This is a genomic window from Ruegeria sp. CL7 (assembly GCF_056536445.1).
The window spans coordinates 241,375-266,242 of sequence record NZ_JBQFPQ010000003.1 but is presented as its reverse complement, the minus strand read 5'-3'; the positions used below and the strand labels follow the sequence as shown (position 1 = coordinate 266,242).

Sequence of the window (24,868 nt, the reverse complement as noted above, 5' to 3'; positions counted from 1 at the left end):
AGTGTTTCACGTGAAACATTCGAAGTTTGATGTCATCGTCATCGGCGCAGGTCACGCCGGAACCGAGGCCGCTCATGCATCTGCCAGAATGGGTGCTACAACTGCGCTGGTGACGCTGTCCGCAACGGACATTGGCGTCATGTCCTGCAATCCAGCGATTGGCGGTTTGGGGAAAGGCCATCTTGTGCGTGAGATTGACGCTTTGGATGGCGTCATGGGTCGGGTGGCGGATCAGGCGGGCATTCAGTTTCGATTATTGAACCGTCGAAAGGGGCCCGCCGTTCAGGGGCCGAGAGCGCAGGCGGATCGCGCCCTTTATCGTCTTGCCATGCAACAGGTAACGGAGAAGCAGGATAACCTGTCCGTCGTTGTCGGCGAGGTTGTCGATTTCCTGATGAACGGCGAAAAGGTTGCAGGTGTTGTTCTTTCCGATGGATCAGAACTTTCCGCGCGTGCCGTTATTTTGACGTCCGGTACGTTTCTAAGGGGCGTCATCCATATCGGTGACGTGTCTCGCCCAGGAGGGAGAATGGGGGATCGGCCTTCCATCAAACTGGCTGAGCGGTTGGATGGATACGATCTTCCCATGGGGCGATTGAAAACCGGAACACCACCGCGTCTGGACGGGCGGAGCATTGATTGGTCCGATCTTGAAAGGCAGGACGGCGACGATGAACCAACCCTGTTTTCTTTCATGTCGAAATCCGTTGTCGCGCCCCAGATTTCTTGTGGAATTACGCATACAAATGCGCGAACTCATGAGATCATTGCGGCGAATCTTTCGAAATCTGCCATGTATGGCGGTCACATCGATGGGGTAGGCCCGCGTTACTGCCCTTCGATCGAAGACAAGATCGTACGCTTCGCCGACAAGGAATCGCATCAAATCTTCCTTGAACCCGAAGGGGTCAACGACCACACAATCTATCCGAACGGCATATCGACATCTCTGCCCCAGGATGTTCAGCTGGACTATGTGCGGTCAATCAAAGGCTTGGAAAATGCAGAGATTCTGCAACCGGGATATGCAATCGAATACGACTATGTTGATCCGCGCGTCCTGAGCGCATCTCTTTCCTTGCCGGCTGTTCCCGGACTATATCTAGCGGGCCAGATAAATGGGACCACAGGATATGAGGAAGCTGCGGCTCAGGGCATGGTGGCCGGACTCAACGCGGCGTTAGAGACCCAAGGGCGGGAGCCCATCCATTTTACACGATCCGACAGTTATATTGGCGTAATGATCGACGATTTGACAACTCGAGGAGTTGCCGAACCTTACCGCATGTTCACGTCACGCGCGGAGTTCCGGCTATCTCTGCGTGCCGACAATGCTGATCAACGGCTGACTCCGCTTGGTTTGGAATTGGGGTGCGTCGGAGAAGGGCGCAAGGTTCAGTTCGAAGATAAAATGAACCAACTTGAGAGTGTGAAGTCAAAGCTGACGGAACGCACTTATACGCCCAAGGAAGTTCTCGCTGCCGGTATAAACGTTAATCAGGACGGAAACCGAAGGGATGCGATGGCAATTCTGGCGTTTCCCGATACCTCATTTGAAGATTTGTTGCCTCTCGTTCCTGATTTGCAGGACGTTGACCCAAAGATCAGGCTTCAGATCGAGAGGGACGCCTTGTATGCCAACTACATTGCCAGACAAAAGCGGGATGTCGAAGCAATGAAGCGGGATGAATCCTATGTTATCCCGCATGAGTTCGACTATTTTGCCTTGGACGGCCTGTCTTCGGAGATGAAACAGAAGCTGTCGCAAGCGAAACCCGCCAATATCGCTCAGGCAAGCCGTGTCGAGGGCGTTACTCCGGCAGCGCTGACGCTCGTTCTGGCAAAACTGCGCCGGGATCAAAGAGCTCGTCAGGCATGATGGTTGATTATTCGAAGTTTGAAGACCTGAATGTTTCACGTGAAACATTCGATCGCCTCGTGACCTATGTTGATCTGGTGAAGCGTTGGAATTCTAAGATCAACCTCGTGTCTAAGAACAGTTTGGAGCATATCTGGGATCGGCATATACTTGATTCGGTGCAAGTCTATCGGTGCGCTGACAGTTTTGACACCTGGGCAGACCTGGGAAGCGGAGGCGGATTCCCTGGTATGGTCTGCGCCATCATCGCTGCGGAAGAAAACCCAGGCGCCGCATTCAATATGATCGAGAGCGACCAGCGGAAATCAGCTTTCTTGCGCAGTGTTGCGCGGGAATGCGGCATAAAATGCACGGTGATCTCAAAAAGGATTGAATCGGCTGATCCTTTGGCTGCAAGCATAATTTCTGCCCGAGCACTGGCTGACTTACGCACCCTGTTGTCCTTTTGTGACAGGCATTTACACACCAACGGGACAGCGTTGTTGCCCAAAGGCGCAAATTGGAAAAAAGAGCTGGAAGACGCACGTGAGGAATGGAATTTCGAGGCTGAGGCGATTACAAGTTTAACTGAACCTCAAGCCGTTATCCTTAAGATAAATGGAGTATCACGTGGTTGATTTGTCTCGACCTTCAGGGCCTCGGATAATTGCTGTTGCCAATCAGAAGGGCGGAGTCGGAAAAACAACCACAGCGATCAACCTTGCAGCAGGATTGGCCGAATCCGGGTGTCGGGTGCTGGTGGTTGACCTTGACCCGCAGGGGAACGCTTCGACAGGTTTGGGTGTCGAAGATCGAGACTGGACAACTTATGATTTGATCCTCGACGACGCACCATTGGAAGCCGTCGTTCAGGAGACTGAAATCGAAGGTCTTTTCGTTGTTCCGGCGACCGTTGATCTGAGTTCCGCCGATATTGAACTGATCTCCAACGAAAAACGCAGCTATCTTTTGCATGATGCTTTGAGGCAGCCAGCCATAGATGCGTTTGAACTGGATTTCGTGCTTATTGACTGCCCGCCATCCTTAAACTTGTTGACCGTGAATGCAATGGTTGCTTCGCATTCGGTGCTTGTTCCGCTGCAGAGCGAGTTCTTTGCTCTTGAAGGGCTTTCACAGCTGATGCTGACGATTCGAGAGGTCCGCCAAACGGCGAATCCAGATCTGAGAATCGAAGGTATTGTGTTGACCATGTATGACAACCGCAACAACTTGTCCCGTCAGGTTGAAAAGGACGCGCGTGACAATCTGGGTGAGATGGTCTTTAAAACGAAGATACCCAGAAATGTGCGGGTCAGCGAAGCGCCGTCATATGCGCTGCCTGTTTTGCAATATGACTCGGGATCGCTTGGGGCCATGGCCTATCGGCATCTTGCTCGTGAGATCTTGCACAAGAACAATAAGACCGCTGCCTGAGCGGGAACGAGGAGGGCGACATGAGCGCCAAGAAAGCAAAGTCCAGAGGTTTGGGGCGGGGGTTGTCTGCCCTTATGGCGGATGTGAATCCTGAATCAGAAGGCCGGATTTCAACGGATGCACGCAGACCGGATCTGAAAGTCCCGATTGAAAAGCTGAAAGCCAACCCCAACCAGCCGCGCCGGACATTCATGCCCGAACAGCTGGACGAGCTGGCAGCGTCGGTTAAGGAAAAAGGTATTATTCAGCCGTTGATCGTTCGCTCGACGGGGTCCGATGAATACGAAATCGTCGCGGGGGAACGCCGTTGGCGCGCGGCACAGATGGCGCAGCTGCATGATATCCCGGTGATTGTGCGTGAATTCGATGAAACGGAAGTGTTGGAAGTTGCGATTATCGAAAACATCCAACGCGCGGATCTGAACGCGGTGGAAGAGGCCGCCGGCTACAAGCAGTTGATGGACCGGTTTGGTCACACACAGGAAAAGCTCGCCGAGGCCCTGGGTAAAAGCCGCAGCCACATCGCAAATCTTTTGCGGCTTCTGTCCTTGCCGTTGGATGTTCAAACCCTTGTTATTGAAGGCAAATTATCTGCGGGCCACGCCAGGGCGCTGATTACGGCGGAGAATCCGTCGGAACTTGCGAAACAGATCGTCAAGGATGGCTTGTCGGTGCGCGCAACCGAGGCTCTGGTCAAAAAACAGCAGCAAGGCACTGCCGAGCGTTCTGCGCCGCGCTCCAGAAATCTGGATGCTGGAAAGGATGCAGACACACGTGCGTTGGAAAAAGACCTGTCCGCGATCCTGGCGATGAAAGTTTCAATCAATCACAAGGCCGGAACGGAAACGGGACAAGTTGTTCTGACCTACGAAAACCTGGATCAGCTGGACGACTTGTGCGCCAAGCTCAGCCGTTAGGCCGTGACCAGATAAAGATCATGACACCGCCCAGTACAACCGCCTGAATCATCAACACAAAAGGCGGTGCTGACAACAAAACAGAGAGTCCAAAAACGGCGGCGATCGAGACGGTTGCCGCCTTTTTTGCGGCTGGTCGAATGGCACCGGAACTTTGCCAATCAAGAATCAGTGGCCCAAAAAGGTTATGGGTCACAAGCCAATTGTGCAGCCGCGAGGATGAGCGGGCGAAGAAAAACGCGGCAAGCAGAAGAAAAGGCACCGTTGGAAGAAGGGGCAGGACAACTCCAACAGCCGCCATAGCAACACAAAGCAATCCCAGTCCGGCCCAAAGATACTGCATGCTCAGTCCAACAGCTCCCGGATGACTGCGTTCAATACGGCGCGCCCGTCTGATGTGGCGATGAGGCGCCCGTTGCTGCGCTGTACCATGTTGATGTCGGTCAGATGATCTATGGCTTCAGAAGGAAGAGAGCGGCCAGACAAGGCTTGCCACCTGTCCATATCTAGTCCCTCAGAAATTCTTATACCCATCATAAGGTATTCATTTGCCTGATCTTCAAGGGGCAACGCGCTGCGGTTCTTTTCACCATTGCCTTGATTCGCGGCATCAAGCCAACGCTGGGGGTTCAGATAGGTTTCGGTCGCGTATTTCCGACCATTCAGGGTAATCCTCCCATGGGCGCCGGGGCCGATGCCCACATAGTCGCCATACCGCCAGTAAATCAGGTTGTGCTGCGATTCTGCGCCCGGTCGGGCATGGTTCGAAACTTCATAGGCCGGCAAGCCATGTGCTTCGCAGATTTCCTGTGTGGCCAGATACATGTCGGCGGCACTGTCATCTTCGGGCAAGCCGCGTAACTTACCGACGGCGTATCGATCGCCAAAGGCCGTCCCGTCTTCGATCGTCAATTGATAGAGCGACAGGTGGTCGATGGCCATCGATAGCGCTTGGGTCAGTTCCTCTTGCCAGGCGTCCAGTGTCTGGTGTTGGCGCGCATAGATCAGGTCAAAGCTGACCCGGTTGAAACAGTTGCGGGCGATGTCAAAGGCGGCGCGGGCCTCTGCCACGGTGTGGATGCGGCCCAGCCGCCTCAGGTCTTCGTCATTCATTGCCTGAATGCCCATCGAAACCCGGTTCACGCCCGCATCGCGATAGGCGGCGAACCGCCCGGCCTCGACCGAACCGGGATTGGCCTCGAGCGTGATTTCTATGTCATTGGCGGGCCGCCACAGGGCGCGGGCGGTGTCGATCACGGCGGCCACGGTCTCGGGCGCCATCAGTGACGGGGTGCCGCCGCCAAAGAAGATCGTGTTCAGAACCCGGTCGGGCGTTTCGGCAGCAGATCGCTTGAGTTCGGACAGATAGGCGCCAAGCCATTGTTTTTGGTCAATATTTTTGGAAACATGGCTATTGAAGTCGCAATAGGGGCATTTGGCCTCGCAAAAGGGCCAATGCACATACAGGCCAAAGCCCCCGTTGCGCCAATCATCCGCCAAAGCAGCCTTTCACGAACATTTCCACCGCGCGACCGCGATGGCTGATCTTGTTCTTTTCCCAGCGATCCATCTCAGCAAAGGTAATGTCGTAGCCGTCGGGGACAAACATCGGGTCATAGCCGAACCCATCCTTGCCGCGGATCGGCCAGACCAGATGACCGGGCGCGACGCCTTCGAACACTTCGTCGTGCCCGTCGGGCCAGGCCAGAACCAGAGTGCAGCGGAATTGGGCCGTGCGAGGGTGCGGCGCGTTTTTTGCTTCGAGCTCATCATGGGCGCGAGTCATGGCCATCAGAAAATCGCGGCCATTTCCGGTTTCGGCCCAGTCGGCCGTGTATACACCCGGCGCGCCGTTCAGCGCGTCGATCGTGATACCGGAATCGTCCGACAGGGCGGGAAGTCCGGTGGCCTGTGCGGCGGCGTGGGCCTTGATCCGGGCGTTGCCGACAAATGTGTTTTCAGTCTCTTCCGGCTCAGGCAGGTCCATCTCGGCCGCGCCCACGACCGTCACGCCAAAGGGCTCGAGCAGATGGGTCATCTCCTCAAGCTTGCCTTTGTTGTGGGTGGCGACCAGCAATCTGTCGCCGTCGAACTTGCGGGTCATGCGGTGGCGGCCTTTTGCGCGGCCGCCAGTTCGGAAACGCCTTTTTCCGCCAGATCCATCAGTTGATCCATTTGGGTGCGGCTGAAGACCGAGCCTTCGGCGCTCATCTGCACTTCGATCAGTTTGCCGGATCCGGTCATGATGAAGTTGCCGTCGACGCCGGCTTCGCTGTCTTCCGGGTAATCCAGATCCAGAACCGGTTGACCGGCGTAAATTCCGCAGGACACAGCTGCTACAGGGTCCACTAGGGGGTCCGAGATTACATCGCCCGCTTTCATCAGCTTGTTCACCGCCAGACGCAGCGCAACCCAACCGCCGGTGATCGAGGCGCAGCGAGTGCCGCCATCGGCCTGAATCACATCGCAGTCCACGGTGATCTGACGTTCGCCCAATGCAACTCGATCCACACCGGCGCGCAGGGCGCGGCCGATCAGGCGTTGGATTTCGACCGTGCGGCCCCCTTGTTTGCCCGCGGCCGCCTCGCGCCGCATCCGCGTATTGGTGGCACGGGGTAGCATGCCGTATTCGGCTGTGACCCATCCCAGGCCCGAGCCCTTGATAAACGGCGGCACGCGATCTTCGATCGTAGCGGTGCACAGAACATGGGTGTCGCCCATTTTGATCAGGCAGGAACCTTCGGCATGTTTCGTGACTCCCGTCTCGATTGAAACGGCGCGCATTTCACTTAAATCTCTTCCAGAGGGTCGCATCGGAATTCCTTTGTTTGCTGGGTTGGGGATAACGCCCCGCAGCGTTACGATGCAACCCCGATTGACCTTTCATTTGCCTGCTATTTAATGACGAACGAGCAGGGGAACACGGATGAGCGAAGCGAGCAAGATTCTGGACGAGATGAACGACCGGTCACGCGAAGTGTTCCGGCTGATTGTCGAGAGCTATCTGGAAAGCGGAGAGCCCGTCGGCAGCCGTACTTTGACGCGTACGTTGTCAGAAAAAGTCAGCGCTGCAACTGTCCGCAATGTGATGCAGGATCTGGAGTTTCTGGGCCTTCTGGATAGCCCCCATGTCAGCGCCGGCCGAATCCCGACGCAGCAAGGCCTGCGAATGTTTGTGGACGGATTGCTTGAGGTCGGTGACCTGGGTGCCGATGACCGGCAGAAACTGGAGCAGACATTAGGCTCTAACACAGGTGATGTTGGTGGAATGCTGGACCGTGTCGGCTCTGCCTTGTCTAACGTGACACAAGGGGCCTCGCTGGTTCTGACGCCCAAGCATGAATCGGAAATCAAACATATCGAATTTGTTTCTCTGGGCCATGATCGGGCTTTGGTGGTTTTGGTTTTCTCGGACGGACATGTGGAAAACCGGCTGTTCACGCCGCCGCCTGGGCAAACACCCAGTTCCATGCGCGAGGCCGCGAACTTCCTGAACGCACTTATCGAGGGACGGACACTCAGCGAAGTGCGGCGGCAAATGCAGACGCAGATCGATGCGCGCAAGCAGGAAATCGACACTCTGGCCCGTGAGATGGTCGAAAGCGGAATGGCCGTTTGGGACGGAGACGGAAGCGACTCGGCCCGTTTGATCGTGCGCGGGCGCGCGAATCTATTGAACGAACCCGGTCAGGCCGAGGAACTTGACCGCATCCGCACCCTGTTCGATGACCTTGAGCGCAAGCGAGACATCGCCGAATTCCTTGAATTGACCGAGGAAGGCGAGGGTGTGCGCATTTTTATCGGGTCTGAGAACAAACTTTTCTCACTTTCGGGTTCCTCTTTGGTGGTGTCTCCTTATATGAACGCTGATCGAAAGATAATCGGTGCGGTGGGGGTCATCGGACCCACACGTCTGAATTATGGGCGGATCGTACCGATCGTGGATTATACGGCGCAACTGGTCGGCAAGCTGATATCCGACCGGAGCTAGAGGGTAAAAGATGGCAGAGCCGAAGAACGAAGATTTTCTGGACGATATCGCAACCGCCGAGGCCGAAGAGCTGGCCGAAGAGCTGATGGATATCAGCGAAGAAGAACTGGAACTGGACGCGCTGCGGGCCGAACGGGATGACTATAAAGACAAGTTCATGCGCGCGCTGGCGGATGCCGAAAACATGCGCAAGCGCAGCGACAAGGCGCGCCGAGATGCGGAACAGTATGGCGGATCCAAGCTGGCCCGCGATATGCTGCCCGTCTATGACAACATGAAGCGCGCCCTGGAAGCTGCGACGGATGAGCAGAAAGAAGTGGCTGCTGGTTTGCTGGAAGGCGTCGAATTGACCATGCGCGCTTTGAAGGACGTGTTCCAGAAGCACGGAATCGAAGTGATCACACCCGAAGTGGGCGATCGGTTTGATCCGAACGTGCATGAGGCCATGTTCGAGGCGCCTGTTCCCGGAACCAAGGCAGGAGACATCATTCAGGTGTCCGCCGAAGGGTTCATGTTGCACGATCGTCTGCTGCGCCCGGCACAGGTGGGCGTGTCGTCAACCCCGGCAAGCTGAAACGCGCCCAAGGGCGCGTGCCTTCGGCAAGAGTATTTGGGAAAAGATGAAGGGGCGGTCAGGATCTGGCCGCCTCTTTCAGTTTGTAGATCAGATCGAGGGCCTCGCGCGGGGTCAGTTCGTCCGGCAGGATCTGGTCCAGCATATCGGTGACTGGCGACGCTTTCGGGACCGGCTGCGGCGGGGGCGGTGCGGCGGAAAACAGCGGCAGATCGTCGATCAGCGCCTTCTGCTTGCCGCCCTCGCGTTCCGTTTTCTCCAACTGGTCCAGAACCACGCGGGCGCGTTCGACCACGGATGCGGGAAGCCCGGCCAATTGCGCGACCTGCACGCCATAGGAGCGGTCGGCGGCGCCCTTGTGGACCTCGTGCAGGAATATCACCTCGCCGTCCCATTCCTTGACCGCGACGGTGGCGTTTTCGACGCCTTCCAGTTTACCGGCCAGCGCGGTCAGCTCGTGGTAATGCGTGGCGAAAAGCGCGCGGCAGCGGTTGGCGGCGTGCAGATGTTCCAGCGTGGCCCAGGCGATGGACAGGCCGTCATAGGTGGCGGTGCCACGCCCGATTTCGTCCAGGATCACCAGCGCCCGGTCATCAGCCTGGTTGAGGATGGCGGCGGTTTCCACCATCTCGACCATGAAGGTCGACCGGCCCCGCGCCAGATCGTCGGACGCGCCCACGCGGCTGAAAAGCTGGCTGACCACGCCGATATGCGCCTGCTCGGCCGGGACGTAGCTGCCCATCTGGGCCAACAGGGCGATCAGCGCATTCTGGCGCAGAAAGGTCGACTTACCGGCCATGTTCGGACCGGTAAGTAACCAGATGGCGGCGCCGTCCTCGGCGCTGAGGTCGCAGTCATTGGCGATGAAGGCATCGCCCGATTGCTGGCGCAGCGCGTGCTCGACCACAGGGTGGCGGCCCGCGACGATGTCGAAGGCGCGCGATCCGTCCACCTGCGGGCGGCACCAGTTCTCGCCCCGCGCCAGATCGGCCAGCGCGGTGGTTAGGTCCAGCTCGGCCAGCCCGCGCGCGGCCTGATTGACGCGGGCAGCCTGCGCCAAAATCTTGTCAGAAAGCCTTTGATAGAGCCGCTTCTCGATCTCCAATGCCAAATTGCCGGCGTTCAGGATGCGGGTTTCGATCTCGCTGAGTTCAACTGTGGTGAACCGCACCTGGTTGGCGGTGGTCTGACGATGGATATAGGTCTCGGAAAATGGCGGGTTCAGCATCTTCTCGGCATGGGTGGCCGTGGTTTCGATGAAATAGCCCAGCACGTTGTTGTGCTTGATCTTCAACGAGGCGATGCCGGTATGTTCGGCATATTTCCGCTGAAACCCGGCAATGACCGAGCGGCCTTCGTCCCGCAGGGTGCGGGCCTCGTCCAGTTCGGGGTCGAAACCCGGCGCGATGAAGCCGCCATCGCGCGCCAGCAGCGGCGGGTCGGCGACCAGCGCCTGATCCAGCAGGTCGAGCAGATCGTCAAAGCCCACAAGGTTCTGCACCGCAGTCGCCAGCAGCACCGGCAGGTCCTGACCTTCGCAGATTTCGGAAATTGCCTGCGCCTGCGCCAGCCCGTTGCGGATGGCGGCCAAGTCGCGCGGGCCGCCTCGGTCCAGCGACAGGCGCGACAGGGCGCGGTCCAGATCTGGAGTTTTGCGCAGAGCCTCGCGCAGGTCCGATGCGATCAGGCTGTCTTCAGCGGCAAAACTGACCGCGTCCAACCGTCCGTGAATAACATCGAGGGTACGCGAAGGGCTGGACAGGCGCTGCTCCAGCAACCGTGCGCCGCCGGGCGTGACCGTACGATCCACCACGGATAACAGCGATCCGGCGCGCCCGCCGGACAGGGATCGAGTCAGTTCCAGATTGCGACGCGTGGCGGCGTCGATTTGAACAACACGGTCCTCGGATTCCTTGAGTGGTGTTTGCAGCAGGGGCAGTTTGCCTTTTTGAGTAATCTCCAAATAGTCAATCAAGGCACCCATCGCCGATACTTCTGCGCGCCCGAAGGACCCGAACGCGTCCAGAGCATTCACATGAAACAATCCGCAGATGCGTTTTTCCGCCGCAGTGCTGTCGAAGCTGGCTCGTCCAATTGGTGTCAGCGAAATTCCCAGATCTCGTACCGTTTCCTGCAAAGGCTGTTCCATTCCGTCGGCCACGATCAGCTCGGATGGGGCCAGCCGGGCCAGCTCGGGGCTCAGCCGGACCGAGGTCAATGGCATCACGTGAAACGCCCCGGTTGAGATATCTGCCCAAGCCAGCGCGGCCTCGTCGCGCACCTCGGAATAGGTAGCCAGAAAATTGTGACGACGGGCTTCCAGCAGGGCGTCCTCGGTCAGCGTACCGGGTGTCACCAGTCGCACGACATCGCGCTTTACGACTGATTTAGAGCCTCTTTTCTTCGCTTCAGCGGGGCTTTCCATCTGTTCGCAGACAGCGACGCGGAACCCTTTGCGGATCAGTGTCAGCAAATACCCTTCGGCGGCGTGAACCGGCACGCCACACATTGGAATGTCAGTTCCGTTGTGTTTGCCGCGTTTGGTCAGGGCGATGTCCAGCGCCTCGGCGGCGTTCACGGCATCCTCAAAGAACATCTCGTAGAAATCGCCCATGCGATAGAACAGCAGGGCATCCGCGTGGGCCTCTTTGATTTCCAGGTATTGCGCCATCATCGGCGTGACGTTGGACAAGGCTGCTCCCCTCTGGCGTATTCCGGCGCGACCTTACAAACCCGGCCCCTGCGACGAAAGGTGAAAACGTATTGTCGTTGAGACGCGCCTTTGCCTGCGCTATGAGGCAAAAGCCCAACAGATGTAAAGAAACGACATATCCGATGCCCAAAGCGAAGATCACCAAAGAAGAGGCGCTGGCCTTTCACCTCGACCCGACCCCCGGCAAGTGGGAGGTGCAGGCCACCGTCCCGATGACCACGCAGCGGGATCTGTCATTGGCCTACAGCCCCGGTGTGGCTGTCCCATGTGAAGCCATCGCCGAGGCGCCGGAAACCGCGTATGACTATACCAACAAGGGCAATCTGGTCGCTGTGATCTCGAACGGGACGGCGGTGCTGGGTCTTGGCAACCTTGGTGCACTGGGCTCGAAACCGGTGATGGAGGGGAAATCCGTTTTGTTCAAACGGTTCGCCGACGTGAACTCGATCGATATCGAGCTGGACACCGAAGACCCGGATGAGTTCTGCCGCGCGGTTCGACTGATGGGGCCGACCTTCGGCGGCATCAACCTGGAAGACATCAAGGCGCCCGAATGTTTCATCATCGAACAGCGCCTGAAGGAAGAGATGGACATCCCGGTCTTCCATGATGACCAGCATGGAACAGCGGTGATCTGCGCGGCGGGTCTGCTGAACGCTCTGCATATCTCGGGCAAGAAGATCGAGGATGTGAAGATCGTTCTGAACGGGGCCGGGGCGGCAGGAATCGCCTGTATCGAATTGCTCAAGGCGATGGGCGCCCGCCATGAAAACTGCATCGTCTGCGACACCAAGGGCGTGATCTATCAGGGCCGGACTGAGGGAATGAACCAGTGGAAGTCGGCGCATGCGATCACAACCGACCTGCGCACATTGGAAGACGCGATGAAGGGCGCGGATGTGTTCCTGGGCGTTTCGGTGAAAGGCGCGGTCACGCAGGATATGGTTGCCAGCATGGCTGACAATCCTGTCATCTTTGCGATGGCCAATCCCGATCCGGAAATCACCCCGGAAGAAGCGCACGAGGTCCGTGTGGACGCCATCGTGGCGACCGGGCGCAGCGACTATCCAAACCAGGTGAATAATGTTCTGGGCTTCCCCTACCTGTTCCGCGGTGCGTTGGACATTCATGCCCGCGCCATCAATGATGAGATGAAGATCGCCTGTGCCCACGCACTTGCAAATCTGGCGCGCGAGGATGTGCCGGATGAGGTCGCCATGGCCTATGGCAAGTCGCTGACCTTTGGGCGGGACTATATCATCCCCACGCCGTTTGACCCGCGCCTGATCCACCGTATCCCGCCCGCTGTTGCCAGGGCGGGGATGGACACCGGTGCCGCGCGCCGTCCGATCATCGACATGGACGCGTATGAGCTGAGTCTGAAATCCCGGATGGACCCGACCGCCAGCATCCTGCGCGGGCTGAACGCCCGGGCGCGACAGGCGCAAAGCCGCATGATTTTTGCTGAGGGCGATAATCCCCGCGTGCTGCGTGCAGCGGTCATGTATCAGCGGTCAGGTTTCGGCAAGGCGCTTGTGGTTGGTCGGCCAGACGATGTTAAGACCAAACTGGAAGCCACGGGCCTGGGCGACGCTGTGCGTGAAATCGAGGTCGTGAATGCGGCCAACACCGCGCATCTCGAGACCTATTCGAATTTCCTTTATGAGCGTTTGCAGCGTAAGGGCTTTGACCGTAAAGATATTCACCGTCTGGCCGCACGGGACCGGCACGTGTTTTCCTCGCTGATGCTGGCCCATGGGCATGGTGATGGTCTGGTCACCGGCGCAACCCGCAAGTCCGCGCATGTGCTCGACCGGATCAACCATGTGTTTGATGCCGATGCCGCCAACGGTGCCGCCGGTGTGACAGCTTTGTTGCATAAAGGTCGGATTGTCCTGATTGGCGACACTTTGGTACATGAATGGCCCGACGAAAACGATCTGGCGAATATTGCCGAACGTTCGGCCGCAGTTGCCCGGCATATGGGGCTGGAGCCGCGCGTGGCTTTTGTCAGCTTCTCAACCTTTGGCTATCCGGTGTCAGAACGTGCTGAAAAGATGCACCGCGCCCCGGCTGTTCTGGATCAGCGCGGCGTCGACTTTGAATACGAGGGTGAAATGACGGTGGATGTCGCCCTGAACGTCGAACAGCAAGCGGCCTATCCGTTCTCGCGTCTGACCGGTCCGGCGAATATCCTGATCGTTCCCGCACGGCACTCGGCCAGCATCTCGACCAAGCTGATGCAGGAAATGGGCGGTGCCACCGTGATCGGGCCGATCCTGTCGGGCGTCGACAAGCCGATTCAGATTTGCTCGACCGTCTCGACCGCGAACGATATTCTGAACATGGCCATTCTGGCCTCGTGCGACATCGGGTAACCCATGACAATCTGGAACCTCGGCTCGATCAACGCGGATATGGTTTATGACCTGCCGCATCTGCCTGCGCCAGGGGAAACTCTGGCCGCCCACGGGCTGGACCGGTTTCTTGGCGGGAAAGGTGCCAATATGTCAGTGGCGGCTGCGCGGGCCGGATCACGCGTCAGCCATATCGGTGCCGTCGGGCATGATGGGCGCTGGGCGAAGGATCGACTGACGGAATATGGTGTGGACACACGCTATATCTCTGAGGTGGATCTGCCGACCGGGCACGCGATCATTGCGGTGGACGCCGAGGGTGAGAACCTGATCATCCTCTATCCGGGGGCCAACCATGCTTTGGATATCAGCCATCTGGGGCAGGCGCTGTCATCGGCAAGCACCGGTGATCTGCTGATCTTGCAGAATGAAACCAACGCACAGGTCGAAGCTGCGCAATTCGGGCGCAAACTTGGATTGACCGTGTGTTATGCCGCTGCACCGTTTCAGGCACAGGCGGTTCAGGCGGTTCTGCCCTATCTGGATTTCCTGATCCTGAACGAGATCGAGGCCGAACAATTGCGGCAGGAAACCGGGATGGGTGCGGCTGACCTGCCCGTGCGGCATGTCATTGTCACGCTGGGCTCAAAAGGTGCCCGGTATTTGCAGCAGGGCAATGACCCGGTGGAATTTTCGGCCCACAAGGTGCAGGCCGTGGATACCACCGGGGCAGGTGATACTTTTACCGGCTACGTACTGGCTGGAATGGATCGGGGAATGCCGATGGAACAGGCCATTCTGCAAGCGAACCGCGCCGCTGCCCTGATGGTCACGCGGCACGGGACTGCGGATGTCATTCCCGATCTGAGAGAAGTGCGCGACGCGTCCTTCGATTAAGAGCCGGCGAAAGGCGCATCTGAACCCCAAAGCTGTTTGACACGCGCGTCACGGCCACAGGCTTTGCGATATGCTTTATAGGCGTTTTGCTGACGTTTCGGCCCAAAGCGGGTAAAGATCAGCTTGTTCCCTTTGTAGTAATCCTGATGATAGGCCTCGGCAGGGTAAAACGTGCCCGCGTTCAGGATCGGGGTGACCACCTTTTGGCCCAATGCCCGCTCTGCATTTTTCTTCGCCTGTTCCGCCAACGCCTTTTCGCTCGGGTTAGAGACGAAAATTGCGGTTCGATAGCTGTCGCCCCGGTCGCAGAACTGACCACCGGCATCCGTTGGGTCAACCGAGCGGAAGAACATGTTCAGCAGCGTTTCACGTGACACCCGGGCCGGATCGAAAGTGATCTGAACCGCTTCATAATGGCCAGTGCTACCTTTGGAGACCTGATCATAGGTGGGGTTGGCCGAATTGCCGCCGGTATAGCCCGACACAGCCCCGACAACGCCCGGTACCGATTCAAAATCGGACTCAACACACCAGAAACAGCCCCCTGCAACTGTCAGCGTTTCGGCCCCTGCCGCGGGGGCGGGCAGAGCGCGCAACATCGCAGCCAACGTGATCAGGGTGAAAAGAATGGCCGGTTTGAAGGCTTCCAGAAAAGCGGTTCGTGACATGTCGGGTCTCCTTTCGGCACCAAGGTGACCCGAACCCGAATGACATTCAATTGCATGACATCTGATGTCACGGTCTGGTGAGGCAAGTTTATCGGCGGCGGATGTCAGTGGAACAGCTTGCGCAGGCCGTCTTGGCGGAGAGACAGGGCGCCCCGGCGAGGTGGAATTCCGCGGTGAACCTGCCTTCGGCTTAACCCAGCAGCTGCCCCAGTTTCATCGCAACGCCCATATTGCCCGAGATTTTGAGCTTGCCCAAAGCGACACCTGTCATCGGGTTCAGTTTTCCGGTCAGAAGCTTGGTCAGGTTGTCCTGCGAGATGCGGATCGTGCAATCCGTTTCCTGGTCCCGTGTCGATGCCTGACTGTCGGCCAGAACAATCACGCCGTCCTCGCCACAATCGAATTTCAATGAGCCGTCAAAGGTTTTGCCGTTCAGGCCTTTTTGAATTTCGTCGGCGATATGCTGAAGCATCCGGGTTCCTTTCGCAGTTACCGAATGCGTAAAACGTCAGGTATCGAACAGGCAAGGCTGACCCGACTGGAACTTCCGATCACGATGCGCCAAGGCTCTGAACGGTTCGCGCGCACGGCTCGCCATCGTAGAAAGCGTCAAGAACGGCCTGGAACTCGGCCGGAGCATCTGCCACCGAGGAAAACAAGGTCATCGAAGAGCGAAGCTTTTTCGCGTCAACCCCGCCCAGTATGTCGCTGGCGTCGCGCCTCTGATGCAGCAACATCAACGAGGCCGCTTGCGTCAGACGGTGGCGCAGTACCGGGTGGTTCAGATAGCGCTTGGCTTCATCCAGATCTTCGATGCCGTAAAGCTGCGCCATATGCGATTGGCCCAGCTCGGCCAGTTGCGGAAAAACGAACCACATCCAATGGCTGGTCTTCTGCCCCTGTTCCAGTTCGCGCAGGACATCGGCCCAGACCGTATCCTGCGCTTCGATGAACATTTCCAGTTCGTCGTTCAGACCGTCATCTTCGGTCACTTGGACAACCGCTTGTCGCGCGCGGCCAGCAGTTTCAACCGCAGCGCGTTCAGTTGGATGAAGCCCGCGGCGTCTTTCTGATCATAGGCGCCCGCGTCTTCTTCGAAGGTCACATGCGCCTCGGAATACAGCGAGTGATCCGACCAGCGGCCCACGGTCGAGGCCAGACCCTTGTACAGCTTCACCCGCACGGTGCCGGTGACGTGTTCCTGGCTCTTGTCGATGGCGGCTTGCAGCATTTCACGTTCAGGCGAGTACCAGAAGCCGTTGTAGATCAGTTCCGCATATTGCGGCATCAACTGATCCTTCAGATGCATCGCGCCCCGGTCCATGGTGATGGATTCGATGCCGCGATGCGCCTCAAGCAGGATGGTGCCGCCGGGTGTTTCATAGATGCCGCGCGACTTCATGCCAACAAAGCGACCTTCAACAAGGTCCAGTCGGCCAATGCCGTGCTTGCCGCCATATTCGTTCAGCTTGGTCAGGATGGTCGCGGGGCTCATCGCCTCGCCATTGATACTGACCGCGTCGCCTTTTTCAAAGCCGATCTCGATGAATTCCGGCTGATCGGGCGCGTCCTCGGGGTGGACGGTGCGCTGATAGACATAGTCGGGCGCCATATCGGCTGGGTCTTCCAGAACCTTTCCTTCGGACGAGGTGTGCAGCAGGTTGGCATCGACCGAGAAGGGGGCCTCGCCGCGCTTGTCCTTGGCGATCGGGATCTGGTTCTGTTCGGCGAATTCCAGCAGCTTGGTGCGGCTTGTCAGATCCCACTCGCGCCAGGGTGCGATCACTTTGATGTCGGGGTTCAGCGCATAGGCCGCCAGTTCGAACCGCACCTGATCGTTGCCCTTGCCGGTCGCGCCGTGGGCGACCGCATCAGCACCGGTGGCTTCGGCGATTTCGACCAGACGTTTCGAAATCAGGGGGCGCGCGATGGACGTGCCCAGCAGGTACAGACCTTCGTACTGCGCATTGGCGCGGAACATCGGGAAGACGAAGTCGCGCACGAATTCCTCGCGGATATCCTCGATATAGATGTTCTCGGGCTTGATCCCGAGCAGCTCGGCCTTTTTGCGAGCGGGCTCCAGCTCTTCGCCCTGTCCCAGATCGGCGGTGAAGGTGACGACCTCACAGCCATATTCGGTCTGCAACCATTTCAGGATGATCGAGGTATCAAGGCCACCGGAATAGGCCAGAACAACTTTCTTGGGCGCGGACATCTGACTTCCCCTTATGCGTAAGACGATTGGCCCCTAGCGGGTTTTCGACGTGGGGGCAAGTTGTGAGGATTGACGCAGTACCTGAATTGAGGTGAAACGGGTGCAGAGAATAACAAGCATTGGTTGAAGGGGCGGTTTCAAATGTTGGGATGGCAAATATTTGTGCATTCGGTGCGGATGGTATTTGGAAACATCAAGCAGGTGCTGCAGATTACGGTTGGCCCTGCCCTGATTGCGACAATCATCATCGTGGGCGTGTTCATGGCGCTTGGTATTCCGCTTGAGGCGCTGGATGAAAACGCAGTCGATCTGCCACCGGGTGTAACCGCAGGTTCAGCCTTTGTTTTTGTGGTCGTTTTGCTGGCGGTAATGTTCGTCACCATGTTCTGGATCGCGGTGTCATGGCACCGCTTCATCCTGATGGAAGAGTACCCCACGGGAATACTTCCGACATTCCGTTTCGACAGGATTCTTGCCTATTTCGGTCGCTTCCTGATGTTGGGGATTTTGATGGTGATCGCTTATATCCCCATGGGTCTGGTCGCTGCTGCATTAGGCGAAGGTTTTGCAGGGCTTTCGATCATTCTGATGATTGCATACTCCGTTTTTCTGGTCGTATGCTTCTATCGCCTGTCAATTATTCTGCCCGCGGCGGCGATAGGAAATCCCATATCGCTCGGTGAGGCATGGAACAACACATCCGGGGTCAGTGGTGCAATCTTGTTGCTGCTCCTCGTTGCATTCCTGTTCCAGGTGTTGGTGCAGCTGGCTTTCGCCGCCTTGGCAATAATACCGGTGCTGGGCGTTTTACTGACCGTGTTCTTCGGCACGCTCATCCTTCCGATGATCAACGTCAGTATCTTTACCACAATGTACGGCGTCTTCATCGAAAAGCGCGAACTGTCCTGAGCGGCGTACACATATGTATTCCTTGCCCTTATCGCGATGATGGGGCAGGGAAACGGGCATGACTGATTTCATGACCCGCGCCCGCGCAGCCGAACAGGCGATGCGCTCTGTGTTTCCGGCGACGCCATTGCAGCGGAATGCCCATCTGTCTGACCGCTACGGCGCCGATATCTGGCTCAAGCGTGAGGACCTCAGCCAGGTGCGGTCTTACAAGATCCGTGGTGCGTTCAATGCCATGCGCAAGCAGCAGGGGCAGGACCTGTTTGTCTGTGCCAGTGCTGGCAACCACGCGCAGGGCGTGGCGTTCATGTGTAAGCATCTGGACGTGCGCGGCGTGATCTTCATGCCGGTAACGACGCCGCAGCAGAAAATTCAAAAGACCCGCATTTTCGGCGGCGACAATATCGAGATCCATCTGACCGGCGACTATTTCGATGATACTCTGGCGGCCGCTCAAGCCTGGTGCACGCAACAGGGCGGATATTTCCTGTCTCCTTTTGACGACGCTGATGTCATCGAAGGCCAGGCCTCACTGGCGGTCGAGATCGAAGAGCAATTGGGCAGTGTGCCGGATCATATCGTTCTGCCGGTTGGCGGCGGTGGCATGTCCTCTGGCGTGGCCACATGGTTCGGGGATCGCAGCCATTGTCTGTTTGTCGAACCGGCCGGAGGTGCCTGTTTGCGCGCTGCTTTGGCTGCGGGGCACCCTGTTTCGCTGGATCATGTGGATACCTTCGTCGATGGCGCTGCGGTCGGCCGAATTGGCGAGAAACCGTTCGAATTGTTGAAATCACGCCATCTGTCGGATGTGCTGGTTCTGTCCGAGGACCGAATCTGCACCACCATGATCGAGATGCTGAATGTCGAAGGCATTGTTCTGGAGCCCGCCGGCGCGCTGGCGATCGAAGCGGTGGGCGATATTCAAAGCTTTGTACGGGGCAAGACCGTGGTCTGCGTGACATCCGGAGGCAATTTCGATTTCGAACGCCTGCCCGAGGTCAAAGAACGCGCCCAACGCTATTCCGGGGTGAAGAAGTATTTCATCCTGCGCCTGCCGCAGCGCCCCGGCGCGTTGAAGGAGTTTCTGGGTATTCTCGGCCCCGAGGACGATATCGCCCGCTTTGAATACATGAAAAAATCGGCTCGCAATTTCGGTTCGGTTTTGATCGGGATTGAAACCCGCAAGCCTGAAAACTTCATGCGTCTGTTCGCGCATCTGGATGAGGCAGGGTTCACCTACACGGATATAACCGAAGACGAAACGCTGGCGCAGTTCGTGATTTAATCCAGATTCTGGCGCAGCTCAGCCTCGAATTTCTGTTTCGAGCTGTCAAATACGGCCAGAATAGCGGGCAGATCGACATCCTCGCCCTGACCCGCGGCCGCCTGCCGTTCGCCGTCCTGACAGAGTTTCGAGAACTGGTCGAATCCAAGACTGAGCGCGCTGCCCTTCAGGAAATGCAGGTTCTGTTCCAGCTCGGACCGGCTTGTATCCTGATGCAGGCGGGCGATGACCTCCTGCACTTCCTCCAGAAAGATGTCGACCACCTCATCAAACTCATCCGGGCCAACCTCGTCCCGCAATTGTCGGACTCTGCCCCAGTGGATCATACTGCGTCACCTGCTGTTGAACATGCGGTTTCAGGAATAGGCAACACCAGTAAAAACCGGGTTAACAGCCAAGCGGGATTGCGGCCTTCGGTCTTCACCGGATGTTAAAACCGTCGCCACTAGGATCGCCCTGTGTGAATGAACGCATCAGGTCAGAGGGTAAATGGTGCCAAGGGCGAGTCTTGAGGAAACCAGATCAGATCTGGATTTCGGCGCGATCCGTAAGGTGCTGGTTGTTGATGACAGCCGTTTGCAGCGGCGCATCCTGGTTGCATCGCTCAGAAAGTGGGGCTTTGAGGTGGTCGAGGCCGATACGGGCGATGCGGCCCTGGCGCATTGTCTGGACGATCCGCCTGATCTTGTTCTCAGCGATTGGGTCATGCCGGGGATGAGCGGGCTTGAGTTCTGCAATGCGTTTCGCGCCCTGGATACCGATCAATATTGTTATTTCATCCTTCTGACTTCCAAAAGTGAAAAGCAGGAGGTTGCGCGCGGACTGGATGCCGGGGCAGACGACTTTCTGATCAAACCCCTGGAGGCGGATGAGTTGCGGGCGCGCATATCCGCAGGCGCGCGCATTCTGGACATGCAGCGCGAGCTTTCACAGAAAAACCGCCTGATCGAATCCGCGCTGGAAGAACTCAGGCTGGCGCATGACGCGATCGACAAGGACCTCATGCAGGCCCGAAAAATCCAGGAATCGCTGGTTCCGGAATTTACGCGGAGCTTTGGAAAATCCCGGGTCAGCCTGTTGTTGAAACCCTGCGGCCATATCGGAGGAGACCTTGTTGGCATGTTCTCGCCCGGGGTCAATCGGCTGGGGTTCTACAGCATAGATGTATCCGGGCATGGCATCACCTCGGCCATGATGACGGCGCGTCTGGGCGGTTATCTTTCCAGCAAGCATTTCGATCAAAATGTCGCAATGGAAAAGAGGTTCAACAAATTCTATGCACTGCTGCCTCCGGAAGACGTCGCAAGCATGCTCAATTCCCGATTGATGGCGGATGAGGGGATCGAGGAATATTTCACGATGGTCTACGCCATTGTGGATCTTCGAAACGGGCATCTCAAGATGGTGCAGGCCGGGCATCCGCATCCGCTTCTGCTGCGGCAGGATGGCAGCACTGAATTTCTGGGTGATGGCGGGTTGCCGATCGGGCTGATCGAAGATGCGAGTTTTCAGCAAATCGAGATTCACATGAAACCCGGCGACAAACTGTTGGTGTATTCGGACGGGTTTACCGAATGTCAGCTTGCCGAAGGCGGTTTGCTAGAGGAAGACGGTTTGCGACAGATGGCCCAGCAGTGCATTTCTGAAAAGGGCGGGTCGGAGTTTCTGGACGACATGTTCTGGCGATTGACCCAGGAGATTTCGCCCAAAGATGGCATTGGGGATGACGTATCCGCCGTTTTCTTTGAATATAACGGGCCTTAAAGCGAACTGAGATGCATTTCCGCAAAGTGCCGGTCACCGTCATTGCCCAGCAATTCAACGGCATCGGCGACTTTCATCCACAGTGCTTCGTGGAATGCCTCGCTCGGCGGGCCTTTGCGGCGTACGGGACGGGCGCGGTAGATCAGGCAGACCTTTTCGGCCCACAGATCGTATTCGGGCATAAAGGTGAACCGACGAAAAGCGCCGATGCGACGCGGGTTGGCAACGTGCCACCCGGTTTCTTCATAGACTTCGCGATGCAAGGCCGAAATCGGTGATTCGCCCGGATCGATGCCTCCACCCGGCAATTGCAGATCCGGGGCCGGTTCGGTCTGACAGGTCAACAGCAATTGGCCGCCACGTGGCAAAAGGGCATATACGCCAACCCTTCGGGTGTATTTCCGCCCCGTCTCGGGGGTTTCACCGAACCGCCTGATCATGTATGGCCCCTTTCAACCCGATCTGTACGACCTATATGGTGCCGGTATGCCAACCCGTGGCGTGTAAGGAAACCCCATGTCTCTTGGAACAAAAATCGCGTGGGACGATACTGTCCTGCCCTTTCAACTTGATGCATCCGACATGCGCGGCCGCGTGGCCCGTCTGGATGGCGTGCTGGAAGGTATCCTGAAACAGCATGACTATCCCGAGCAGGTCGAGGCGCTTGTTGCCGAGATGGCCTTGCTGACCGCGTTGATCGGCCAAACGGTTGCGTTGCGCTGGAAACTGTCGTTGCAGGTACAGTCCAAAGGGGCGGTGCGCATGATCGCAACCGACTATTATGCGCCGCAGAAAGAGGGCCAGCCCGCCCAGATTCGGGCTTATGCCAGTTTTGACCGGGACCGGCTTTCCAATTCCGCACCGTTCGATCAGGTGGGCGAAGGGTATTTTGCGATCATGATCGATCAGGGTGAGGGCACGCAGCCGTATCAGGGCATTACCCCGCTGGCCGGTGGATCACTGAGTGCGTGCGCCGAGGCGTATTTTGCACAATCCGAACAGCTGCCGACGCGGTTTTCGCTGAGCTTCGGCAAATCGACCGAGCCGGGCGTGGGCGAGCATTGGCGTGCAGGCGGCATCATGCTGCAACACATGCCCAAAGCGTCGCCCTTTGCCGCGTCGGGCGAAGGAACCGGTGACATTCTGACCGCTGCCGATCTGGTCGACGGCGAAGAAGGTGAAAACTGGGGTCGCGTCAATATCCTGCTGGATACCGTCGAGGAATTGGAGATGATCGGCCCCTCTGTTGCGCCGACCGACCTTCTGGTTCGCCTGTTTCACGAGGAACAGCCGCGTGTCTATGATGCGCAATCTGTGCAATTTGGCTGTACCTGTTCCGAGGATCGTGTGCGACAGAGCCTGTCGATCTATTCGGCCAAGGATATCGAAAAGATGACCACGCCCGAGGGCGAAGTCACCGCGGATTGTCAGTTCTGCGGGGCTCATTATGTGTTGGACCCGGCAACTGTCGGGTTCGATGCCGAAGACCCCAAAGGTGCATGACCTGGTTGAAAAGATCCGGGCGGCCCTGCGCCGCCCCGGTCACGGGTCCAGCGACTTTGACCTGAACCCGGATACCGTTCTGCCGCCCGGACGACGGTTGCGACCCGCCGGTGTTCTGGTGGCCATTTCGCTGGCTGATGCCACACCGCAGGTTATCCTGACCAAACGCTCATCCGCGTTGAAGCATCACCCGGGCCAGATCGCCTTTCCCGGTGGCAAACAGGACGAAACCGATGCTGATGTTACGGCTGCGGCGCTGCGGGAAGCTGAGGAAGAGATCGGCCTGCCCCCGGAAATGCCCGAGATCCTGGGATTTCTGTCGACGCATGAGACCGTGACCTCGTTCACTGTGACACCGGTTGTCGCAGTTTTGCGGGACAGGTTCCAACCCGTGCCTGAACCCGGAGAAGTGGACGAAGTTTTCTCGACCCCCCTTGCCCATCTTTTGAATCCTGAGAATTATCTGGTCGAGTCGCGCCGATGGCGCGGCCAAAGACGCAGATACTACGCAGTTCCGTACGGCCCCTATTACATCTGGGGCGCGACCGCCCGCATATTGCGCGGGCTTGCTGCACGGGTGAATGAATGATGCTGATTGACGAAGCCTGGATCAGTGAACCAGCGACCCAAAAGGTCTGTTCGGCGCTGACCTCATCCGGGGCTCAGGCGCTTTTCGTGGGTGGATGCGTGCGCAACGCGCTGCTTGGCGCACCAGTGTCGGATATCGACATTGCCACCGATGCAAAGCCCGGGCAGATCGTCGAGCTGGCGCAGGCTGCCGGGCTCAGGGCCATTCCGACCGGCATCGAGCATGGTACGATCACAGTGGTCAGCGCGGGCATCCCGCACGAGGTCACCACCTTCCGCCGTGACGTGGAAACAGATGGCCGCCGCGCGGTCGTGGCTTTTTCCGATCATGTCGAAGAAGACGCGGCGCGACGGGATTTCACCATGAACGCGCTCTATGCCCAACCCGATGGAACCGTGCTGGACCCTCTGGGTGGTCTTCCCGACCTCGAGGCCCGGTTGGTGCGGTTCATCGGAACCGCCGAGAACCGCATTCGCGAAGACTATCTCCGCTCGCTTCGCTACTTCCGTTTTCACGCCTGGTACGGGGATCCGGATGGCGGTTTCGACCCCGATGTCCTGGCCGCCATCGGCGCCAATCTTGACGGGCTGGAGTCATTGTCGCGCGAGCGGATCGGGGCAGAGCTGCTGAAATTGCTGGCGTCACCTGATCCGGCCCCTGCCGTTGCGACCATGCGCAGTACCGGTGTTTTGGCCCGTGTGCTGCCGGGGGCGGACGATCGGTCTTTGGCCCCTTTGATCGCGCTGGAACAGGCGGCTGGTGCCGATCCCGATCCGGTGCGTCGCCTGGCAGCCATTGCCTCGCCCGATGATGCCGCGACATTGCGGTTGAGCCGTTCGCAGTTGCAACGCCTGATCAGGATGCGTGAAGAAGCACAGTCCAAAACCAGTATTGCTGAACTGGGATACCGCTATGGCGATGAAGGGGGATTGCACGAGACGCTTTTGCGCTGCGCCTTTCTGGAACAATCCTGGTCCGAAGATTTGCGTCGCGATCTGCATGCAGGCGCAGCAGCGCGTTTCCCTGTCCAGGCCAGAGATCTGATCCCCAACTTCACCGGCCCGGCGCTGGGCAAGAAGTTGGCCGAGCTGGAAAAACGCTGGATCGCATCCGGTTTTGCGCTGTCACGCGAAGAGTTGCTGGCACATTAGCGCGAAGTCTCAAAAGGGGATGACATCTCGGATCCTTTGTGCT

25 protein-coding genes are annotated in these 24,868 nt (G+C 57.9%); 14 read left to right on the top strand and 11 right to left on the bottom strand.

Annotation, left to right across the window (positions count from 1 at the left end):
- Positions 1 to 10: 10 nt before the first annotated feature.
- From mnmG to ACR0LI_RS11520, 4 genes are read left to right on the top strand one after another with little or no spacing between them, the layout of a single operon-like run.
- The gene (gene mnmG / locus ACR0LI_RS11535; RefSeq protein WP_480718540.1) at positions 11 to 1,879 is read left to right on the top strand and encodes a tRNA uridine-5-carboxymethylaminomethyl(34) synthesis enzyme MnmG; all 1,869 of its coding nucleotides are present in this window, start codon (positions 11 to 13) and stop codon (positions 1,877 to 1,879) included.
- A complete protein-coding gene (gene rsmG / locus ACR0LI_RS11530; protein WP_480718568.1) occupies positions 1,879 to 2,496 on the top strand; it encodes a 16S rRNA (guanine(527)-N(7))-methyltransferase RsmG in 618 nt (205 codons plus the stop codon). The genes mnmG and rsmG overlap by 1 nt, the downstream gene beginning before the upstream one ends.
- Positions 2,489 to 3,292, top strand: a complete 804-nt coding sequence (locus tag ACR0LI_RS11525; protein ID WP_152459610.1) for a ParA family protein — start codon at positions 2,489 to 2,491, stop codon at positions 3,290 to 3,292. Before rsmG ends, ACR0LI_RS11525 begins: the two co-directional genes overlap by 8 nt.
- Before the next feature lie 20 nt (positions 3,293 to 3,312).
- The gene (locus tag ACR0LI_RS11520; RefSeq protein WP_480620623.1) at positions 3,313 to 4,209 is read left to right on the top strand and encodes a ParB/RepB/Spo0J family partition protein; all 897 of its coding nucleotides are present in this window, start codon (positions 3,313 to 3,315) and stop codon (positions 4,207 to 4,209) included.
- On the opposite strand, the gene ACR0LI_RS11515 is transcribed toward ACR0LI_RS11520, so the two are convergent.
- The 4 genes from ACR0LI_RS11515 to rph are packed head-to-tail and all read right to left on the bottom strand — an operon-like array spanning position 4,199 to position 7,023.
- Complete coding sequence (locus tag ACR0LI_RS11515; RefSeq protein WP_480718539.1) at positions 4,199 to 4,552, bottom strand: YbaN family protein; 354 nt, start codon at positions 4,550 to 4,552, stop codon at positions 4,199 to 4,201. The two genes, ACR0LI_RS11520 and ACR0LI_RS11515, sit on opposite strands and share 11 nt — an antisense overlap.
- Before the next feature lie 2 nt (positions 4,553 to 4,554).
- Entirely contained in the window at positions 4,555 to 5,709 is a 1,155-nt protein-coding gene (hemW, locus tag ACR0LI_RS11510) for a radical SAM family heme chaperone HemW (RefSeq protein ID WP_480718538.1), read from the bottom strand.
- The gene (gene rdgB / locus ACR0LI_RS11505) at positions 5,699 to 6,313 is read right to left on the bottom strand and encodes an RdgB/HAM1 family non-canonical purine NTP pyrophosphatase (protein ID WP_480718537.1); all 615 of its coding nucleotides are present in this window, start codon (positions 6,311 to 6,313) and stop codon (positions 5,699 to 5,701) included. The genes hemW and rdgB overlap by 11 nt, the downstream gene beginning before the upstream one ends.
- Positions 6,310 to 7,023 carry a ribonuclease PH gene (gene rph / locus ACR0LI_RS11500; RefSeq protein WP_171635367.1) on the bottom strand — a complete coding sequence of 238 codons (714 nt, stop codon included), beginning with the start codon at positions 7,021 to 7,023 and terminating at the stop codon, positions 6,310 to 6,312. The genes rdgB and rph overlap by 4 nt, the downstream gene beginning before the upstream one ends.
- 112 nt (positions 7,024 to 7,135) lie before the next feature.
- Here rph and hrcA point away from each other — a divergent pair, with 112 nt between their 5' ends.
- Both hrcA and ACR0LI_RS11490 read left to right on the top strand, forming a co-directional pair.
- Positions 7,136 to 8,200 carry a heat-inducible transcriptional repressor HrcA gene (hrcA, locus tag ACR0LI_RS11495; protein ID WP_152459604.1) on the top strand — a complete coding sequence of 355 codons (1,065 nt, stop codon included), beginning with the start codon at positions 7,136 to 7,138 and terminating at the stop codon, positions 8,198 to 8,200.
- Positions 8,201 to 8,210: 10 nt separating this feature from the next.
- The gene (locus ACR0LI_RS11490) at positions 8,211 to 8,774 is read left to right on the top strand and encodes a nucleotide exchange factor GrpE (RefSeq protein WP_171116719.1); all 564 of its coding nucleotides are present in this window, start codon (positions 8,211 to 8,213) and stop codon (positions 8,772 to 8,774) included.
- 58 nt (positions 8,775 to 8,832) lie between these two features.
- Here the strand turns inward: ACR0LI_RS11490 and mutS are convergent, their stop codons facing one another.
- Positions 8,833 to 11,448 (bottom strand): DNA mismatch repair protein MutS, encoded by a 2,616-nt coding sequence (gene mutS, locus ACR0LI_RS11485; RefSeq protein WP_171635780.1) that lies wholly within the window; start codon positions 11,446 to 11,448, stop codon positions 8,833 to 8,835.
- Positions 11,449 to 11,609: 161 nt separating this feature from the next.
- Between mutS and ACR0LI_RS11480 the strand changes: the two genes are divergently transcribed.
- Both ACR0LI_RS11480 and ACR0LI_RS11475 read left to right on the top strand, forming a co-directional pair.
- Entirely contained in the window at positions 11,610 to 13,865 is a 2,256-nt protein-coding gene (locus ACR0LI_RS11480; RefSeq protein ID WP_480718536.1) for an NADP-dependent malic enzyme, read from the top strand.
- A 3-nt stretch (positions 13,866 to 13,868) separates the two neighbouring features.
- Positions 13,869 to 14,741 carry a ribokinase gene (locus tag ACR0LI_RS11475; RefSeq protein ID WP_171724011.1) on the top strand — a complete coding sequence of 291 codons (873 nt, stop codon included), beginning with the start codon at positions 13,869 to 13,871 and terminating at the stop codon, positions 14,739 to 14,741.
- On the opposite strand, the gene msrA is transcribed toward ACR0LI_RS11475, so the two are convergent.
- The 4 genes from msrA to ACR0LI_RS11455 form a co-directional block, all read right to left on the bottom strand.
- Positions 14,738 to 15,340 (bottom strand): peptide-methionine (S)-S-oxide reductase MsrA, encoded by a 603-nt coding sequence (gene msrA, locus ACR0LI_RS11470; RefSeq protein ID WP_480620680.1) that lies wholly within the window; start codon positions 15,338 to 15,340, stop codon positions 14,738 to 14,740. The genes ACR0LI_RS11475 and msrA overlap by 4 nt on opposite strands.
- A 259-nt stretch (positions 15,341 to 15,599) precedes the next feature.
- Complete coding sequence (locus ACR0LI_RS11465; protein ID WP_210093134.1) at positions 15,600 to 15,881, bottom strand: SCP2 sterol-binding domain-containing protein; 282 nt, start codon at positions 15,879 to 15,881, stop codon at positions 15,600 to 15,602.
- Between the two features lie 79 nt (positions 15,882 to 15,960).
- Positions 15,961 to 16,365 carry a DUF1810 domain-containing protein gene (locus ACR0LI_RS11460; RefSeq protein ID WP_480718567.1) on the bottom strand — a complete coding sequence of 135 codons (405 nt, stop codon included), beginning with the start codon at positions 16,363 to 16,365 and terminating at the stop codon, positions 15,961 to 15,963.
- Positions 16,366 to 16,397: 32 nt separating this feature from the next.
- Positions 16,398 to 17,624: an argininosuccinate synthase gene (locus tag ACR0LI_RS11455; protein WP_152459598.1), complete on the bottom strand. Its 1,227-nt coding sequence runs from the start codon at positions 17,622 to 17,624 to the stop codon at positions 16,398 to 16,400.
- A gap of 261 nt (positions 17,625 to 17,885) precedes the next feature.
- Between ACR0LI_RS11455 and ACR0LI_RS11450 the strand changes: the two genes are divergently transcribed.
- Together ACR0LI_RS11450 and ilvA are read left to right on the top strand one after the other, a co-directional pair.
- A complete protein-coding gene (locus tag ACR0LI_RS11450) occupies positions 17,886 to 18,533 on the top strand; it encodes a hypothetical protein (protein WP_480718535.1) in 648 nt (215 codons plus the stop codon).
- A gap of 58 nt (positions 18,534 to 18,591) precedes the next feature.
- The gene (gene ilvA, locus ACR0LI_RS11445; RefSeq protein WP_480718534.1) at positions 18,592 to 19,818 is read left to right on the top strand and encodes a threonine ammonia-lyase IlvA; all 1,227 of its coding nucleotides are present in this window, start codon (positions 18,592 to 18,594) and stop codon (positions 19,816 to 19,818) included.
- Here ilvA and ACR0LI_RS11440 read toward each other — a convergent pair.
- Positions 19,815 to 20,144, bottom strand: a complete 330-nt coding sequence (locus tag ACR0LI_RS11440) for an Hpt domain-containing protein (RefSeq protein ID WP_170345824.1) — start codon at positions 20,142 to 20,144, stop codon at positions 19,815 to 19,817. The genes ilvA and ACR0LI_RS11440 overlap by 4 nt on opposite strands.
- 163 nt (positions 20,145 to 20,307) lie before the next feature.
- On the opposite strand from ACR0LI_RS11440, the gene ACR0LI_RS11435 reads away from it, so the two are divergent.
- A complete protein-coding gene (locus ACR0LI_RS11435) occupies positions 20,308 to 21,582 on the top strand; it encodes a PP2C family protein-serine/threonine phosphatase (protein ID WP_171635382.1) in 1,275 nt (424 codons plus the stop codon).
- Here ACR0LI_RS11435 and ACR0LI_RS11430 read toward each other — a convergent pair.
- Entirely contained in the window at positions 21,579 to 22,022 is a 444-nt protein-coding gene (locus ACR0LI_RS11430; RefSeq protein ID WP_480491670.1) for an NUDIX hydrolase, read from the bottom strand. The genes ACR0LI_RS11435 and ACR0LI_RS11430 overlap by 4 nt on opposite strands.
- Before the next feature lie 76 nt (positions 22,023 to 22,098).
- Here ACR0LI_RS11430 and hslO point away from each other — a divergent pair, with 76 nt between their 5' ends.
- From hslO to ACR0LI_RS11415, 3 genes are read left to right on the top strand one after another with little or no spacing between them, the layout of a single operon-like run.
- A complete protein-coding gene (gene hslO, locus ACR0LI_RS11425) occupies positions 22,099 to 23,085 on the top strand; it encodes an Hsp33 family molecular chaperone HslO (protein WP_171635385.1) in 987 nt (328 codons plus the stop codon).
- Positions 23,060 to 23,674, top strand: a complete 615-nt coding sequence (locus ACR0LI_RS11420; RefSeq protein WP_480718533.1) for a CoA pyrophosphatase — start codon at positions 23,060 to 23,062, stop codon at positions 23,672 to 23,674. The genes hslO and ACR0LI_RS11420 overlap by 26 nt, the downstream gene beginning before the upstream one ends.
- On the top strand, positions 23,671 to 24,825 hold the full coding sequence (locus ACR0LI_RS11415) for a CCA tRNA nucleotidyltransferase (protein ID WP_480718532.1): 1,155 nt from the start codon (positions 23,671 to 23,673) through the stop codon (positions 24,823 to 24,825). Before ACR0LI_RS11420 ends, ACR0LI_RS11415 begins: the two co-directional genes overlap by 4 nt.
- The last annotated feature ends 43 nt before the right edge of the window (positions 24,826 to 24,868 follow it).

Bases quoted from the DNA above. Each gene is read 5' to 3' on its own strand.
- rsmG (WP_480718568.1), top strand. From the start codon at position 1,879: ATGGTTGATTATTCGAAGTTTGAAGACCTGAATGTTTCACGTGAAACA.
- ACR0LI_RS11520 (WP_480620623.1), top strand. From the start codon at position 3,313: ATGAGCGCCAAGAAAGCAAAGTCCAGAGGTTTGGGGCGGGGGTTGTCT.
- ACR0LI_RS11515 (WP_480718539.1), bottom strand. From the start codon at position 4,552: ATGCAGTATCTTTGGGCCGGACTGGGATTGCTTTGTGTTGCTATGGCG.
- rdgB (WP_480718537.1), bottom strand. From the start codon at position 6,313: ATGACCCGCAAGTTCGACGGCGACAGATTGCTGGTCGCCACCCACAAC.
- rph (WP_171635367.1), bottom strand. From the start codon at position 7,023: ATGCGACCCTCTGGAAGAGATTTAAGTGAAATGCGCGCCGTTTCAATC.
- hrcA (WP_152459604.1), top strand. From the start codon at position 7,136: ATGAGCGAAGCGAGCAAGATTCTGGACGAGATGAACGACCGGTCACGC.
- ACR0LI_RS11490 (WP_171116719.1), top strand. From the start codon at position 8,211: ATGGCAGAGCCGAAGAACGAAGATTTTCTGGACGATATCGCAACCGCC.
- mutS (WP_171635780.1), bottom strand. From the start codon at position 11,448: ATGATGGCGCAATACCTGGAAATCAAAGAGGCCCACGCGGATGCCCTG.
- ACR0LI_RS11480 (WP_480718536.1), top strand. From the start codon at position 11,610: ATGCCCAAAGCGAAGATCACCAAAGAAGAGGCGCTGGCCTTTCACCTC.
- ACR0LI_RS11475 (WP_171724011.1), top strand. From the start codon at position 13,869: ATGACAATCTGGAACCTCGGCTCGATCAACGCGGATATGGTTTATGAC.
- msrA (WP_480620680.1), bottom strand. From the start codon at position 15,340: ATGTTGCGCGCTCTGCCCGCCCCCGCGGCAGGGGCCGAAACGCTGACA.
- ACR0LI_RS11465 (WP_210093134.1), bottom strand. From the start codon at position 15,881: ATGCTTCAGCATATCGCCGACGAAATTCAAAAAGGCCTGAACGGCAAA.
- ACR0LI_RS11460 (WP_480718567.1), bottom strand. From the start codon at position 16,365: ATGTTCATCGAAGCGCAGGATACGGTCTGGGCCGATGTCCTGCGCGAA.
- ACR0LI_RS11455 (WP_152459598.1), bottom strand. From the start codon at position 17,624: ATGTCCGCGCCCAAGAAAGTTGTTCTGGCCTATTCCGGTGGCCTTGAT.
- ACR0LI_RS11450 (WP_480718535.1), top strand. From the start codon at position 17,886: ATGGCGCTTGGTATTCCGCTTGAGGCGCTGGATGAAAACGCAGTCGAT.
- ilvA (WP_480718534.1), top strand. From the start codon at position 18,592: ATGACTGATTTCATGACCCGCGCCCGCGCAGCCGAACAGGCGATGCGC.
- ACR0LI_RS11440 (WP_170345824.1), bottom strand. From the start codon at position 20,144: ATGATCCACTGGGGCAGAGTCCGACAATTGCGGGACGAGGTTGGCCCG.
- ACR0LI_RS11435 (WP_171635382.1), top strand. From the start codon at position 20,308: ATGGTGCCAAGGGCGAGTCTTGAGGAAACCAGATCAGATCTGGATTTC.
- ACR0LI_RS11430 (WP_480491670.1), bottom strand. From the start codon at position 22,022: ATGATCAGGCGGTTCGGTGAAACCCCCGAGACGGGGCGGAAATACACC.
- hslO (WP_171635385.1), top strand. From the start codon at position 22,099: ATGTCTCTTGGAACAAAAATCGCGTGGGACGATACTGTCCTGCCCTTT.
- ACR0LI_RS11420 (WP_480718533.1), top strand. From the start codon at position 23,060: ATGCCGAAGACCCCAAAGGTGCATGACCTGGTTGAAAAGATCCGGGCG.
- ACR0LI_RS11415 (WP_480718532.1), top strand. From the start codon at position 23,671: ATGATGCTGATTGACGAAGCCTGGATCAGTGAACCAGCGACCCAAAAG.